General features: G+C 62.5%; 13 protein-coding genes and 1 pseudogene. 7 read left to right on the forward strand and 7 right to left on the reverse strand.

What is annotated here, in order from left to right; genetic code table 11:
• A pseudogene (locus tag AC0C6X_RS27535) lies at positions 1–167 on the reverse strand (molybdate ABC transporter permease subunit); the annotation flags it as partial.
• 419 nt (positions 168–586) lie between these two features.
• On the opposite strand from AC0C6X_RS27535, the gene AC0C6X_RS27540 reads away from it, so the two are divergent.
• Entirely contained in the window at positions 587–1,198 is a 612-nt protein-coding gene (locus tag AC0C6X_RS27540; RefSeq protein WP_472956231.1) for an RBBP9/YdeN family alpha/beta hydrolase, read from the forward strand.
• A gap of 318 nt (positions 1,199–1,516) precedes the next feature.
• Positions 1,517–2,923 carry an FAD/NAD(P)-binding protein gene (locus AC0C6X_RS27545; RefSeq protein WP_472956233.1) on the forward strand — a complete coding sequence of 469 codons (1,407 nt, stop codon included), beginning with the start codon at positions 1,517–1,519 and terminating at the stop codon, positions 2,921–2,923.
• 214 nt (positions 2,924–3,137) lie between these two features.
• On the opposite strand, the gene AC0C6X_RS27550 is transcribed toward AC0C6X_RS27545, so the two are convergent.
• Positions 3,138–3,686, reverse strand: coding sequence for a flavin reductase family protein (locus AC0C6X_RS27550; protein WP_173518400.1), 549 nt, complete (start codon positions 3,684–3,686; stop codon positions 3,138–3,140).
• Positions 3,687–3,871: 185 nt separating this feature from the next.
• Here AC0C6X_RS27550 and ssuD point away from each other — a divergent pair, with 185 nt between their 5' ends.
• Together ssuD and AC0C6X_RS27560 are read left to right on the forward strand one after the other, a co-directional pair.
• Complete coding sequence (gene ssuD / locus AC0C6X_RS27555) at positions 3,872–5,053, forward strand: FMNH2-dependent alkanesulfonate monooxygenase (protein WP_472956234.1); 1,182 nt, start codon at positions 3,872–3,874, stop codon at positions 5,051–5,053.
• Positions 5,047–6,492: an FAD/NAD(P)-binding protein gene (locus AC0C6X_RS27560; protein WP_472956294.1), complete on the forward strand. Its 1,446-nt coding sequence runs from the start codon at positions 5,047–5,049 to the stop codon at positions 6,490–6,492. The genes ssuD and AC0C6X_RS27560 overlap by 7 nt, the downstream gene beginning before the upstream one ends.
• 99 nt (positions 6,493–6,591) lie before the next feature.
• On the opposite strand, the gene AC0C6X_RS27565 is transcribed toward AC0C6X_RS27560, so the two are convergent.
• The 5 genes from AC0C6X_RS27565 to AC0C6X_RS27585 all read right to left on the reverse strand — a co-directional run bounded on the left by AC0C6X_RS27565 (position 6,592) and on the right by AC0C6X_RS27585 (position 9,970).
• The gene (locus AC0C6X_RS27565; RefSeq protein WP_472956236.1) at positions 6,592–7,305 is read right to left on the reverse strand and encodes an MOSC domain-containing protein; all 714 of its coding nucleotides are present in this window, start codon (positions 7,303–7,305) and stop codon (positions 6,592–6,594) included.
• A complete protein-coding gene (locus tag AC0C6X_RS27570) occupies positions 7,298–8,005 on the reverse strand; it encodes a glutamine amidotransferase (protein WP_472956237.1) in 708 nt (235 codons plus the stop codon). The genes AC0C6X_RS27565 and AC0C6X_RS27570 overlap by 8 nt, the downstream gene beginning before the upstream one ends.
• A gap of 12 nt (positions 8,006–8,017) precedes the next feature.
• Positions 8,018–8,581 (reverse strand): redoxin domain-containing protein, encoded by a 564-nt coding sequence (locus AC0C6X_RS27575; RefSeq protein ID WP_472956238.1) that lies wholly within the window; start codon positions 8,579–8,581, stop codon positions 8,018–8,020.
• A gap of 48 nt (positions 8,582–8,629) precedes the next feature.
• Positions 8,630–9,178, reverse strand: a complete 549-nt coding sequence (locus AC0C6X_RS27580; protein WP_173518395.1) for a carboxymuconolactone decarboxylase family protein — start codon at positions 9,176–9,178, stop codon at positions 8,630–8,632.
• A gap of 210 nt (positions 9,179–9,388) precedes the next feature.
• The gene (locus tag AC0C6X_RS27585; RefSeq protein WP_472956240.1) at positions 9,389–9,970 is read right to left on the reverse strand and encodes a MarR family winged helix-turn-helix transcriptional regulator; all 582 of its coding nucleotides are present in this window, start codon (positions 9,968–9,970) and stop codon (positions 9,389–9,391) included.
• A 227-nt stretch (positions 9,971–10,197) separates the two neighbouring features.
• On the opposite strand from AC0C6X_RS27585, the gene AC0C6X_RS27590 reads away from it, so the two are divergent.
• The 3 genes from AC0C6X_RS27590 to AC0C6X_RS27600 all read left to right on the forward strand — a co-directional run bounded on the left by AC0C6X_RS27590 (position 10,198) and on the right by AC0C6X_RS27600 (position 13,426).
• Positions 10,198–10,644 carry a pseudoazurin gene (locus AC0C6X_RS27590; RefSeq protein WP_173518393.1) on the forward strand — a complete coding sequence of 149 codons (447 nt, stop codon included), beginning with the start codon at positions 10,198–10,200 and terminating at the stop codon, positions 10,642–10,644.
• Between the two features lie 114 nt (positions 10,645–10,758).
• Positions 10,759–11,289 (forward strand): MgtC/SapB family protein, encoded by a 531-nt coding sequence (locus tag AC0C6X_RS27595; RefSeq protein WP_173518392.1) that lies wholly within the window; start codon positions 10,759–10,761, stop codon positions 11,287–11,289.
• Between the two features lie 256 nt (positions 11,290–11,545).
• A complete protein-coding gene (locus AC0C6X_RS27600) occupies positions 11,546–13,426 on the forward strand; it encodes a patatin-like phospholipase family protein (RefSeq protein WP_472956242.1) in 1,881 nt (626 codons plus the stop codon).
• Positions 13,427–13,696 lie beyond the last annotated feature (270 nt).

Raw genomic sequence — 13,696 nt, forward strand, 5'->3', positions numbered from 1 at the left:
ACGAACTCGGACCAGCCGAGCCCGCTGGCCCGGACCACCAGCCCCGACAGCGGAATCAACACGATCAGCACCAGCCAGCTCAGCGTGATCCCGAGCGACAGCCCAAACCCGGGCAAGACACTCGGCTGGCGAAACCGCCAGCGGCTCCCATTGCGTCGCTCCGTCAACTTCCGGTCACCTTTTCAGCCCTGCAACCGCAAAGGGTTGCGCCATCCCCTATCCATACCGATCATCAAATCGCCGGTTGGCCGGCTTGTCAGAGCGCCGGTGTATTTCGGCGCCAAACTAACAATTTCACGGGCTCCAACAACGCAAATTTTTGACGCTGGGACGGGTCACAAGGAAACTGATTTCGCTTTTGAGCCGCGTCGAAGGAAACACTCTACTGCGGATATTGTTCCATGTCCGATTGTCGATCGCGGGGGCGTGATCTCCAGGTCAGAAAATAAATACTATAGAAAATATAGATATTAGGCGTTCCTTGCTTCTCCGCCGTCTGTCGCTTGCGCATAGTCGATCCAGAACCGGATCTGTTTGCAACGGATCGTTGCAGGTCCTGGATCGCCCATCGCAAGAGATTGATGTCATGGCAAAAACGCTCATCATTCCGGGATTGTTCGGATCCGACGAGGGACACTGGCAACGCCATTGGCTGAGGGATCATCCGGATGCGGTTCTGGTCGAACAGGACGATTGGAACCAGCCAAGGCTCGATGATTGGCGCGATGCTCTCGAGCGCGAAATCCTCCGGCACGGGATAGTCGACCTGGTGGCCCACAGTCTCGGCTCGCTTCTTGTCGCCGATTTGGCGCGGCGACCCCTGGCAGGGCATGTGCGCAGCGCGCTGCTTGTCGCGCCCTGCGACCTTGGCCCAACCGATCGCCTGCATCCCGGTGCCATCGATTTCGGCCCGATGCCCGATCTGCCATTGCCTTTTTCCAGCCTCGTCGTCGGCAGCCTCAACGACCCCTATATGCCTTTCGATCGCCTGCGGTACGTTTCGACGCGATGGGGCAGCCGTCTCGTCGATCTCGGCCATGCCGGCCATATCAACATCGCCAGTGGCTTCGGCCGCTGGTCGCATGGCTATGATCTGTTGCGCGTTCTGAACGGCATCGCGCAGCGGGAGCCATCGCGGGCGCAACCCTTCGAGCTTGAAGTCATGGAACGGGCACCCATGCCGAGCAGCCCAGCCTGAGGCGCTGTAACGGCTGGACGGACATACTTCCACGCAGCACTTGATGTTGAGATCGTTTCGCGCTCTAATAGCGCACTAACTTTATAGAGTATGCCGTCTAGGGATGACCATGCGCCAGAGTGCCAGGCCAGCCAGAACAACGGATACGGGCTCGACCGCTGCCGCGGTGGGCGCTATGTTTCTCCGACCCCGCGACTATCGCATATATCGACACCTGGGTCGGCATTTTGTGACCATTCGGTCGGTGTCCGCGTTCCGGACCGAAACAGCCATGCGTTTCAGACTTTGCCGGGCAGAACCGGCCATGGGAGAGTGCACATGACTGTCCATGGATTGTTTGCGAAGATTGCTCCCGAGGGAGCCGCTGCCAGAGCCAAGCCGCATATCGCCATCATCGGTCGCGGATTTTCCGGCGTGATGATGGCCATTGCGCTGATGAAGTCGGTGCGATCCGCGTTTCACGTCCACCTTTTCGATCCGCAACCGACGATCAGTGGTGGGCAGGTGTTGGCCGCCGCCCAAAGTGGCGAGATCCTCAACAGCCGGGTGCGCGACCTCTCGGTCGCCGCCGGGCAGCCGGAGGACTTCAACGATTGGCTCCTGGCCAATGCCGAGTTCCGCGCGGCAGTTTCCGCCGCGATTCCCGGCTTTCAGCAGATCTTCGTGCCGAAGAGCATCTTCAGCGACTACGTCTATCAACGTTTTTCCGAAGCGCTGACGCGCCGGCCCGATATATCGATACAGCTCTCCTGCCAGGCGGTGTTGGGGCTGCGCAAGCAAGCCAATGGCCGCTTCCTGGTAATGCAGGAGGACGCAACGGTGGAGTGCGATGCCGTCGTGCTGGCCACCGGATTTGGCCTGCGCCAAGGCGAGATGGAGATTGCCGAAGAGGAGAGGCCCCTGGTGCGCGCCCGCCGGCTGGTTGTTCCGCGCCATACGGTCCTGCTCGGCAGCGGCGTCCGGGTGGTCGACCGCCTGCTGCAACTGCGCGACAACGGTTTCGCCGGCGAGATCACCATTCTCTCCCGGCACGGCTTTCTGCCGCAGCCGCATACGCGCCTCGCGGCGGCGCCGACTTTTCCGGTTGGACCGATGCCGACCCGACTCGGCGAGATCGTCCGCTTCGTGCGGCAGGCCTGCGCGGATGCGGAGGCCGCCGGCCTTGGGTGGCAGGCGGCCATGAACGGGCTGCGTCGGCGCGCACGTTCGCTCTGGCAATCGTTGCCCGAAGAGGAAAAGCACCGATTCAACCGGCACCTGCGCTCGATCTATGACAGTCACCGCAACCGCCTGCCGGCGCCTTTGCATCTGCGGCTCCAGCAGGAACTCGCCGGCGGGCAAACCACCATTCGGAAGGGTTGGGCGGGCAAGCGCCGCCCAGATGGATTGATGGTGCGCTGGGCGGGCGAAAGCGAGGAGACGCTGCTTTCGGCCGATCAGGTGATCGACTGTCGTTGTTCGGCGCCGGACCTTCGGGCGCCGCTGATGCAGAGCCTCTTTGCCGGCGGGCTGGCAGAGCCGGACGAGCTCAGTCTTGGGATTGCCGTCAGTCCGGCCGGCGAAGTTCTGGCCGGCGGACAGCCGACGCGCAATCTCTACGCGATTGGACCACTTGGCGTCGGTAGTCTGCCGGACATCGATCTGGTGCCTGAGATCGTGACGCAGACCTATGCGGCAGCGCGGTTGATCGCCACGCGGCATCGCGTGACGCTGAAGACTGGATGACGGTGACGCCCGGTCTCCCAAGGCATCACCGTCCTGTGGACCACGGTGGCAGCCATTGGTCGAGCAGCCGCGCCGTCATCTTGACCGTTGCGAGCCTCATGGCACTGCTGATTGGAGCCTTATATATGGATACATTGCTGCTCCGCAGCGGGTCCATTCCAAAGCGGGGGCGGTTCGGCGTGGTTTCGTGGGCCTGCAGAGTTTCGCTGCGACGTTAACGATCAAGACCGCCGTAACGGCCGTTGTGGTAGAGGATCGGCTCGCCGGAGCTCGTGGAGATGGCCACGACCCGGCCAAGGATGATGGCGTGGCTGTGGCGCTCGATGATTTCCTCGACCTCGCAGTCGATCGCGGCCAATGCCCCGCTCAATGCTGACGCGCCGCTTGCCAGCCGAACCCAGTCGGCTCCCTGATAGCGGGCCGGCCCCTTGGCGCCATCCAGGCCGGAGAAGCGTTCCGCCACTCTCTGCTGCTCTCGTGAGAGGATGTTGACGCAGAAATGCCGATAACGCTGGATGACGGGCCAAGTCGAAGAGGTCCGATTGATATTGACGATCATGGTCGGCGGATCCACCGACAGCGCCGTCGCCGAAGTGACGGTGGCCCCGGTCCTTTCGTCTCCGATGCCTGCGGTAATCACGGAGACGCCGCCTGACAGATTGCGCATGGCCGCCTTTAGAGCCGGCGCCGTGATCGGCTCGTAGCCATTGCCGGTTGGAACACTTGCGTCGAATGCGGGAGATGCGGCGAGCGCGATCGTCATGGCCAGTTCCTCGAAATTTTCGCCTAATTCCCGGGCGCGATCCGCCGATACGGGAAAAATTTTTCCTCGCTCCAAAGATGACTGTCCAATTTTTGATTGTCAATAAAAATTATAGAGTTGATGTTTTTATGGTCGGCAAGGCGTTCATGGCTGCCGAAGACCAGCTTGCAAGGAGGCATTCGCCGATGGACACTGCGCCCGTGAAAATTCCCGAAAAGATCAACGTTCTCTGGTTTCTGCCGACCCACGGTGACAGCCGATATCTCGGCACCACGCGTGGCGGCCGCCACGTCGATATCAACTATCTGAAGCAGGTGGCTCAAGCCGCCGACGCGCTCGGCTATTATGGCGTTCTCATTCCGACGGGCCGTAGCTGCGAAGACAGCTGGGTGGTCGCCTCGGCGCTGGCGCCGCTTACGGAAAAGCTGCGCTTCCTGATCGCCGTGCGGCCTGGCCTTTTATCACCGACCCTGGCGGCGCGCATGACGGCGACGCTCGACAGACTTTCGAATGGGCGGTTGCTGATCAACGTCGTTACCGGCGGCGACCCGATTGAAAACCAGGGCGATGGCATCCACCTCTCGCACACCGAGCGTTATGAGGTAACCGAGGAATTCCTCAATATCTACAAGGCCGTGCTGCGCGGCGAAGAGGTCGACTTCAAGGGAAAACACTTCGATATCGAAGGTGGCAAGCTGCTGTTCCAGCCTGTGCAGAAGCCGCGTCCGCCGCTCTATTTCGGCGGTTCCTCGGGCAAGGGCCAGGAGGTAGCGGCGCGCACGATCGACAAGTACCTGACGTGGGGAGAGCCCGTCGACGACGTTGCCAGGAAGATTGCAGAGGTTCGCGCGCTCGCCAATTCCGAGGGCAGGGAGGTAACCTTCGGCATCCGCCTCCACGTGATCGTGCGAGAAACGGCCAAGGAAGCATGGCAGGCCGCTGACGAACTGATACAATATGTCGATGACGACACGATTGTTGCGGCACAGAAGGTGTTCGAGCGTATGGATTCGGTTGGTCAGAGCCGCATGAGCCGCCTGCATGGCGGCCGACGCGACAAGCTTGAAGTCGCTCCAAACCTCTGGGCTGGGGTCGGCCTGGTTCGCGGCGGTGCGGGCACGGCGCTGGTCGGCGACCCCGAGGAGGTGAGGGCGCGTATCGAGGAATACCGGCAGGCCGGTATCGATAGTTTCATTCTGTCCGGCTATCCGCACCTGGAAGAGGCCTATCGTTTCGGGGAACTGGTGCTGCCGAACCTGCCGCTTGCCCATGCCGTTCGGACCCACGAGGCGTCGATCAATACCGGGCCGTTCGGCGAAACGATTGCCGGCGACCATCGTCCGAAATTGAAGGTTTCCCAATCGTGACGGGACCGACGCGCCGACCCGTGATCGCCATCGTCGGCGGCGGTTTCACCGGGGCGGCGGTTGCCGCAAACCTCGCGCGGAACGCGGCGAGCGACGGCGCGACCATTATCGTCTTCGAGCCGAGGGCGCGCCTTGGCGCGGGCCTCGCCTACGATACGGACAATCCCGCGCACCGCATCAATGTGCCGGCGGCGCGCATGAGCTTGGTTCCCGACGATCCCGACGATTTCCTCAACTGGATGGCGGCAAAAGGCGAACCGCGCGACGATCCCGACGCTCTGGCGGTCGACGGCAATCTCTATCCGCGCCGAGCGGTGTTCGGCCGCTATGTCTGCGAGTTCGTCGCGCCGTTTCTGAAAAGTGGAAAGGTCGAGCATCGGCGTGAACATGTCGAGCATATCGAGCGCCGTGGGAATCGTTGGCGACTGAGTAGTTCCGCCGGCACGGACCTGCTGGCCGATATCGTCGTTATCGCCACGACGCATCCGGCGCCCTGCGCCCCACGCGGCGTGGATCAGGCGCTTCGCGGCCACCCGCGCTATGTGCCCGATTCCACCGTTGCTGGTGCGCTGGACTGCATCCGCCCCGATGACCACGTCCTCGTCGTCGGAAACGGGCTGACGGCAGCCGACGTGATTGCTTCGCTGAGGCTCGCCGATCATCGCGGCCCGGTCGTCGCATTGTCGCGCCGGGGCCTGCGGTCGCGCGGTCATCCGGGCGAGCCCCAGGAACCGTTCGGCGATTTCTCCAGCAACCCGGCGCGAACCGCGCTCGACTTGCTGCAGCGCGTCCGGCGCGCCCTGCGCCAGGCCGCCGAAATCGGTACCAGCTGGCATGGGGTTTTCGACGCGCTCCGCAGCCAGGGCGGTCAGGTCTGGAGGGCCCTGCCGGTGGCGGAGCGCCGCCGCCTCGTGCGCCATCTGCGTCCATTCTGGGACGTCCACCGCTTTCGCGTGGCACCGCAGATCGATGGAGCGATCCTGCATGGGCTGGAGCAAGGGCGGGTGCGAATTGTCGGAGCTGCGATCGAGCAGGTCGAGAGACGCGGCCATGTCATCGCGGTCGATATCCGTCACCGACATGTCGGCCGCCGGGAGCGCCTGCTGTTCGATGCCTGTGTGGTGACCACCGGTCCGGCTCATACCGGCATCCTCTCGACCCAAGGCTGGCTGGCCGACCTCGCTTCACAGGGATGGTTGCGTTTGGATGACGTGGGTCTGGGCCTTGCTTGCGACGAGGCGAGCCGCGCGGTTGGCGCGAACGACACAGCGGAGCGATCGCTGATCGTTGCCGGCCCGCTGGCGCGTGGCACCTTCGGCGAACTCATGGGCCTGCCGCAGGTCAACGACCATGCAATTTTCGTCGCCGAAGAAATTGCCGACATGCTGGAAAGACCGGCGCGAAGCGGCCAGCGCGTCGCATCCGTCACAACAATCTAGCAACAGCCGTCACTGCCCGCCCATGGTGCGGCTGGAACATATCCGTGTGCGGTTTTGCGATAAGGCGCAAGGCGCGATTCCGAGAGATCGCCATGCACTTTAGCCGCTGACCGGCGCGGTTTCGCCATCGAGTCGTCGCGACCAGTCCTCGACCCTGCGCGTCTGCAGGCGCTTCGCTGCGTAATCCCGCCAGTTCGATGGGAGAATGGTTAGGTTCGCGATCTCTTCAAGAGCCTCCCTATTCAGGGTATCGACGTAGAGAAAGTGCCAGAGCCGGGCGATCGTCCATTCCGGGTGACGGCGCTCGACGAGGTGCATTCGGTCGCCGGCCGAAACCGGTCCGCTCTCGATGACGCGATAATACCAGCCGGTGCGGCCGGATTGCTGAAGACGCCGGGCCATATCGGCCAAATCGAAGCGGCGGTTTAGCTTCCAGCAGGGCTGCCTACCCTGGCTTACCTCCAGAAGAGCGCCGCCCAGGCGGAACCGGTCGCCGACCGCGACGTCGCTCTCCGTCAGCCCCAGGGTCGAAAGATTTTCGCCAAAGGCGCCCGGCTGTTGCAACAGCAGCATGGAGCCGATCTCATCCATCCAGACCCGATAATGGTCCCGAGGGTAATGATGCACGGCCTTGTCGACACCGCCATGCCTTTTGAGGTCCCCCTGGTGATCGCCGGAAAAGCCGGTGGCGCCGAGCAGCACGGCGCCAACGATTGGATATTTGACGATGCCACTCAGGGTTCCCCGATCATCGATCGGCGAGAGGCTGCCTAAGAGCAGGGCGTCGAGTACAATCGGCTGCCGGTCAATCATCGATATGCTCCAGCCAGTCGCCAATCATCGCTGCGGCGGCGCGCTTCAGGCTGGGGCCGAAGCGCCGGGCATCGGCACGAAGACCCGCCACGCTCAACCCAGCAGCCGCCAGTTCGCAGGCATGGCCGACCAGCCAGCGTTCGAAGGCAGCATCCGTTTCAGCCTCTGGGTGGAACTGCAAGCCGAGCACCTTTCGTCCATGCATGAAAGCCTGCCGTGCGATATCTGGCGTCGAGGCCAGCAGCTCAGCACCGCGCGGCAGGTCAAACGTATCTCCATGCCAGTGCAACACGGAAACGTCGGCGAGATGACGGAGAGGTGAAGCAAGGCCGGCGGCAGAGAGGCTCAGCGGCGAAAAGCCGAACTCCTTGATGCCGGATGAATAGACGCGAGCGCCAAGCGCTCGGGCGATCAGTTGCGCGCCCAGGCAAATGCCAAGCGTCGGTCGGTCGGCGGCAAGACGTGCTTGCAGCATTGCGATCTCGTCTGCGACGAACGGATAGGCCGTATCCTCGTAGACGCCGATCGGGCCGCCGAGCACGACGAGAAGATCCGGCTCGGTCGGATCGAACGAAAGATAGTCGTCACTTCCTACGTCTCGATACTCGATGGCAAACCCCGCCGCGCGCAGCGGAGCCGCAAGGGTGCCAAGGTCCTCGAAATGCACGTGCCGTACGGCGACGGCCTTCTTTGAAGTCATCAGCCGTCTCCTCTAGCGGCATTCATCATGAGTGTTGGGGATCGTGCAGCCGTCGTCCGTGCACCCGCGCGTTTCCGGACTTTTGGCGGCGACGTCCGGGTTCGGCGCCGCGAGCAGCGTGGCGAGGCGAGCGCCGATGACCATGTCGTCTTCGATGCCGAAGCGGTGATATTCAACATGACCGTCGCGGCCGATGATGATCGCGGTTGGCGTGCCGCGCATCCCGTAGCGTTCCATCGTCTTCGGTATCAGCCCGTCATCCGATGGTTGATCGACGGCGATCGGGAAGGTCAGACGGTATTCGTGAATGAAAGCCTTGAGCGCGTCGGGCGTCATGACCGCGTGATGCTCGAACACCGAATGCAGGCCAATGACCTGGAGGTCGGTCTCGCGGAAGACGGCCTGCACGCGCTGGGTCTGGGGCAGGCCGTGCGAGACGCAGGCCGGGCAGAGCATCTGAAAGGCATGGAGGAAAACGACCCGTCCGCGAAGCCGTTCGAGGCTAGGCGGCGTCGGGGAATTGAACCAGGTTGAAACGGCGAGTTCCGGCGCCGCGATCCGATAGCTGCTATTCATTGTCTTCTCCGGAGAAGACCGGACGGGTGCTGCCGTCCGGCCGCCTTGTCAGGCCGCTTCGCGAACGAGCTTCACGCCGGGGAAATCCACCGGTACGGCGAGCGCGACGTTGATGTAGTTGGTGAAGAGGTTGAGCGCGACATGGGCAATGATCTCAACGATGTCCTGATCGTCGTAACCGGCATCGCGCAGCGCCCGCACATCCGCGTCGGTGACCTGGCCACGTGCCTCGACGAGCTTCTGGGCGAAGATCAACGCGGCTGCGGTCTTCGGGTCGGACGATTTGCCCCGTTGCGCGCCTGTCATTTCCTCGGCGGTCGCTCCGGCCTTGCGGCCAAGAGCGGTATGGGCGGCGAGGCAATAGTGGCAATCATTGCGGTCGGCGACGGCAACGGCGATCTGTTCGCCGAGCTTGGCGCCGAGGCGGCCGTTTCCGAGCGCGCCGAAAGAGCCCCACATGCTGGCAAGTGCGGCCGAGGAATTGGCAACCGCCCGGAACATGTTGGGGGCGATCCCGAAGGCTGAGCGGATCTCGCCAAGCAGCTCACCGCTGGCACCGGTTGCCGAATTGGGGTCAACTAGATTAATTCTGCTCATGGTTTTCTCTTTCTATTTGCGTGGAGGGAGAAAATTGCCGGTCCGCCGATGGCAGTCGTCGGACCGGCGCCAACATCATCGGTGCCCGTCCGCGGTACTGAGAACGGTGCTTGCGGGATCCGATGTTGAAGCTCTTTGCGAAAGCAAGGTGGTGCTTTCGGTCTGCCCCGGGCCTGGTTGCCGGCGCTGGTGTATCCTTTCATTTTCATGTCAGACCGCACCGCGGTTGAAAACGCGCCAAGCAGCGTCCCGCTCAGCGGCGTCGGCGCCTTCAAATTCACCGCAGTCAACGCGCAATTCCGCCGGCCCGAAGGCGGCATCGACGAAGGCGCAATGGTGCGGGGCCTTCGCATCGTCGTAGACATTGGGCCGGAAGTAGCGACAGTTGACGCACATGCGCTGCTCAGGGATGGCTCCTGCCGTCTGCAAGCGGCGGATGATCTTGACGAGGTGCGTCAGCAGGTCCTGCTGCTCGAGCTTGGAGAGCGCCGCGATGGCATCCTCGGTCGCCGATGCCAGCTGACCGGCCTGACGAACAGCGGTTTCGCCTTGCGGCGTTGCCGCGACGGAAAGCGCACGCGCATCGCTGGGGTCGGCCCGCTTCTCGACAAGGCCCTTGCGCAGGAGCGCATTGACCGAATCCGTCGTCGTGGGCTGGCTGACGCCGAGATAGGCAGCGATCTGCTTTACGCGCATGCCGCTTCGGCCGCGGGCGACGAGAAAGGTGAGGATCTGCAATTGCGTCGGATTGAGGCCGATGGCCTCGGCCGCCGTCCAGGCCTCGCTACGCATGGCCGTTGCCAAGCGCGATAGTCCGTCACCAATTCGGTCGACCAGAGGGGGTATGCTGCCAGGTTCGTTGCTCATGGCGATTATTAGTATAGGATTCCTATGCATTGTCAACGGGCGTTAGAAAAGCGCCGCGAATTTGACGCGCATCAAAGTAGAGGGGGCATCGCGAGCTTAATTCTCTGTTCGAACAACCCGAGCACGGGCTGGTCGCTCAAATGGAGAAGACGATGTTGAATGCAATCAAGAGCGGATTGGGTTTCGCCATCGCGGCAATGCTTGTCGCAGCACCTGCAGCCGCCGCAGACTTTGAAGTGCACATGCTGAACAAGGGCAAGGACGGCGCGATGGTGTTCGAGCCGGCGTCGCTGAAGGTCGCGCCCGGCGACACGGTTACCTTCATCCCGACCGACAAGGGGCACAATGTCGAAACCATCAAGGGCATGATCCCGGATGGCGCCGAGGCCTTCAAGAGCAAGGTCAATGAAAACTACAAGGCGACCCTCACCGCTCCCGGCGTCTACGGCGTCAAGTGCACGCCGCACTACGGAATGGGCATGGTTGCCGTCGTCCAGGTCGGAGACGCCCCAGCCAATCTTGATGCCGTGAAGGCCGCCAAGAACCCGAAGAAGGCGCAGGAGCGCCTGGATGCCGCCCTGGCGGCGCTCGGAAACTAAGCGTCGACTTCGCTTCGGAGCGGGGTGGGGACAGGCCGCTCCCGGCGACCGCGCACTGGGTGAGGCGCGGCGCCATCATGCGGAACCAATGCGAGGACTTCGCGTTGGTTCCGCATGGATCAGATCGCCGCCGAATTGTTCCCGCCGTCACAGATTCCTTATCCCGTCGTATTTGCGCGCATCCTCGGCGCACTGTTCCTGGGGGCCGTCATCGGTTTCGAGCGCGAGACAAAGGCGCGACCGGCAGGCCTCAAGACCCATATGCTCGTCTGTCTTGCTGCCTGCACTTTCGGCGTCATTTCGCTTGAGAGCGTCCGACTCGGTGGCTTCTTCGACGATCGCGTCCGCCTCGACCCGCTGCGCGTGGTGGAAGCGGTGACCGCGGGCGTTGCCTTTCTCGCCGCCGGCACCATCGTGCTTTCCAGGGGCGAGGTCCAGGGAATAACGACTGGCGCCAGTCTCTGGCTCGCAGGGGCCATCGGTCTTGCGGTGGGCTTCGGCCAATGGGGCGTCGCCGGCCTTGCGGCGGCATCCGCCTTTTCCGTCCTTTTTGTCATCGGCTTTATCGAGGCGCGGGCCATGCGGCACGAACAGCCAGACGTCGAGCCTCGGGACGAGGCGAAAGACATCCACGCCAAGCGCTAGGCTTGACTGCCGGTCAGCCCGATAGAACGGAACTGGCGTTATCAATTCGCATGAAGCAGCGGTTCTAGTGATTTGATTTCCACTGAGATTGTAGCTGCTTGAGTAAGCTGGCTCCTCCAGCCAACTTTCGTCCGGTTCCCGCCCGCTCGGGCGTCCAACAACGTCACACGTTAGAGAGGATCGCCCACACCAAATCTGTTCGGCAATTCCCGTGGGAACCGCTAAGGTTGACCGACGCTGCACCAAGGAAGGTTCGATGGACTCCACCGGTTCCCTTGCCGCCAAATTGCTGTCGGCGACGTTGTTGTTCGACCAGACGTCTTTGGCCGCGCTGGAGGCTCTGGCCGCCAACTCCGATCGCCGGATTTTGCGACGCGGCGAGGTTCTCGTTCGTGAGGGAGACCGGTCGGACCGCTTCTTCGTCGTTCTGTCGGGACGCTTCACGGTGCACCGGGAGGGCATTGGCGAGACTGTCGCAGAGATCGGACAGGGCGAACTTGTCGGGGAAATCGGCTTTTTCGCCGCGTTGCCGCGCATTGCCACCGTCGTTGCGGCGCGCGATTCGATCGTACTCGAAATTCGCGACGATCAGTTCGAGCGGGCCGCCAAGGCGTTGCCCAGCCTGCGCCAGTCGGTGACGACGTTTCTCGCGCGCCGGTTCGCGATGCAGTCTCCGGCGCCCACGCAGCCCAAGCAGCCCTGCAAACTCCGGACACTGGCGATCGTACCTGCGGGCCGCAGTCGCGTTTCACCCGACTTCATCTCGCAGCTCCGTGCCGCGTTTTCTGCGGACAAGCGGGCCGTTTTCCTGACCCGGCGAGAACTCTTAAGCCGGTTCGCCGGCCTGCCGATCGACGATCAGTCCGTGCTCGACTGGCTGAACCATCTCGAAGGCAAGGCCGATATCATCGTTTATGTCGCCGATGACGAGCCAAGCGAGTGGACGCGCGTTTGCATCCGCCAGGCCGACAACGTGTTGCTGTTCGCCAATGCATCCGACCCGGCCGACCTCAGTTCCTGTGAGGCGCTGGCGCTTGCCATCCATGCGCCGTCGAACCTTCGGCTTGTACTCGTTCATCCGAAGCGCACTGCAACGGTTTCCAGAACCGCCGCCTGGCTCGACGCGCGACCCGGGGTCCGCCAGCATCACCACGTTTCGCTGGAAGACGGGCTGGACGTCGAGCGCCTGGTCCGTTTCATCTCGGGTGAGGCGAGGGGATTTGTCGCGGCCGGTGGAGGCTCGCTCGGCTGCGCACATATCGGCGTTTACAAAGCCTTCGTCGAGGCGGGAGCCTCCTTCGACTATCTCGGCGGCACCAGCTCGGGCGCTGCGATGATGGCAGGCTTCGCCAGAGGATTGGACGCTGACGCAATCGACCGGGGAACGCATCTCATCTTCGTCAAGAGCCGCGCGTTTCGTCGTCTCACCTTGCCGCAATATGCGCTGCTCGATCACAAGGTGCTCGACCGCACGCTGCAGGCGGAATATGGCGACGTTCTCATCGAAGACCTGTGGCTTCCGTTCTTCGCTCTGTCGACCAATCTCAGCAGTCGGCGGGCGCATGTCCACCGTCGGGGAAAGCTCTGGCAGGCCGTCAGGGCGTCAGGCTCGATCCCTGGTGTCCTGCCGCCATTCTTCACGGCCGATGGCGACATGCTGGTCGATGGCGCCATCATGAACAATCTACCGCTGGAGCAGATGAAGGAACTCAAGACCGGGCCTAATGTCGTCGCGAGCTTAGGCTCCCACGGACCAAGAAAGCATCATATCGACTATGACAGCATACCGGGGGCATCCGAGCTGGCGGTGCGGATGCTCACACCCTTCGGTCGTGCCAGCCTGCCGAAGGTCCCGAGCATGATTCAGGTGATCACGGCGAGCGTGCTGGCGCACAGGCCCGAGGAAGTCATGCTCGGTGAACGGGATATCCTCGTCTCCCCGCCGATTTCGAGCGCCATCGGGTTCATGGACTGGAGTCGGCATTCCGAACTCTATGTCGAAACCTACGAGTGGACGAAACGATGGATCGTGGAGCGTCTTCGCGATAACGACTCGATACTCCTGCGAATACTTGGCATTCCGGCAGCGCCCGGATTGAAGCAGGCGGCGAGTGACTTGGACCGGTCCGTCCTGTGACGGGGCGTGTTCGGTAGGACGGACATCCGTCGGATAAAGGACGTTTGCCTCGGAGTTCTGAGGCAAATTCATCGCCCCTTGCCGAATTGTCACCGTCCCCTTGCGGTTGTAGTATTTTAGGATAGCCTTGCGGGGGATTAGCCCGCATCGGCTATTCCGCTTGAAAGTGAGAAAGATCAGCAAATAGAGAGCCCTTGGACGAGAAACGGCTCAAATACGAAAATGCTTCGTCCCCGAATTGGTATGCCGATCGGGTTCCCTTGGATGTAT

The sequence above is a fragment of the Ensifer sp. VA4 genome (genome assembly GCF_055710065.1).